Here is a 1,193-nt window from a genome sequence, read left to right as displayed (position 1 = left end):
GTATCCGCCTGCGCAAAATGCTCGACAGCACCTCTTTGTCCACAGAAGGAGTGATTTTATGACCGGGATCAGCACTCATATCCTCGACACGGCTCTTGGCCACCCTGCCGATCAGGTTCCTGTCAGGCTCTACAAACAGGTTGAAGACAGCTGGATAGCGGTAGGGCAGGGCACAACAGACAATGACGGACGAATAAACAGTCTGGCAACGGACGAAGTAAACCTTCCTGAAGGCATTTATAAGCTGGACTTTGCGATTCAGAATTACTTTAACCGGCTGGAGCAGAAATGCTTTTATCCGGAAGTCTCGGTCATTTTTGAAGTCAATGATGATCGTCATCACCATGTGCCATTGCTGATTTCTCCCTTTGGTTATTCGACTTACAGAGGGAGTTGATTCTCACTCTTTGACGAAAATAATTGTCAAACATAACTAATGTTACACAGCCCTGAGCTGAGAAAAAAAGCCCTGAGCTAACAAAAATAAAGACCAAGAGGCATTGGCCTATGCCAACCACGTTAACCACCCGGGCTCTCCCTGTAGAGCCCCTGTCTGCTGAAGCTTTCAAGCCTTTCGGCGATGTGATCGAAGCCTGTGGTGACGCCATGATCATCAATCAGGGCCGCTGTCGTAAGTTCAACGACCTCACCCGGGTTCAAACCGATGCCGAAGGTGAGGTGGCCATTCACATTTACCACACGCATATTGCGCTTCTGCGCAGCTTCAAAGAAAGCATCCACCGATTGAGGCGCCACTGTGCCGAACACCAGTGCTGTAGTGGTTCCATTGTTCAGGCATTGATCCAGAAACAATTCTGCAATGTCTCTGGCGTATTCAGGATCTGAAAAGCGGGCTTCAGCAGGAAAAGTGTACTGTTCCAGCCAGTCGAGCAGTTGTACTCCGCAGCCTGCCATGACTTCCAGTTGGGGGTAATGCACATGAGTGTCTATAAATCCCGGAACTATCAGCTTGCCAGAGAGGTCTCTGATTTCACAGCCTTCCGGCAGCTGTTTCAATAACGTTTCGGCAGGGCCGCAGGCCTTGATACAACCTGACTCAACCAGTAATCCACCGTCGTCAAAGTATTCCCAGCTTTGTGCTCCCTTATCGGGATCATCCAGAAAGTGGAGTACGCAAGCGCGCCAGAAAACAGGAGGTGTATTGACAGTGCTCGTCATAGCGGGTCTCCCAC

The 1,193-nt window shown here is 50.0% G+C and carries 2 protein-coding genes and 1 pseudogene; 2 read left to right on the top strand and 1 reads right to left on the bottom strand.

Annotated features, from left to right (window positions below):
* The coding region (gene uraH / locus KDK19_RS12875; protein WP_257292123.1) for a hydroxyisourate hydrolase at window positions 1–397 on the top strand (397 nt) is incomplete at its 5' end.
* A gap of 110 nt (window positions 398–507) precedes the next feature.
* Entirely contained in the window at window positions 508–846 is a 339-nt protein-coding gene (locus KDK19_RS24410; protein ID WP_368736462.1) for an ureidoglycolate lyase, read from the top strand.
* Here KDK19_RS24410 and KDK19_RS24405 read toward each other — a convergent pair.
* A pseudogene (locus tag KDK19_RS24405) lies at window positions 754–1,179 on the bottom strand (amidohydrolase family protein); the annotation flags it as partial. The gene KDK19_RS24410 and the pseudogene KDK19_RS24405 overlap by 93 nt on opposite strands.
* Window positions 1,180–1,193: the final 14 nt, after the last annotated feature.

This window comes from Endozoicomonas sp. ONNA1 (assembly GCF_024606325.1).
Taxonomy (GTDB): Bacteria; Pseudomonadota; Gammaproteobacteria; order Pseudomonadales; family Endozoicomonadaceae; genus Endozoicomonas_A.
Note: the sequence above shows the minus strand (reverse complement) of the source record. Positions and strands in the feature narration are given on the sequence as shown.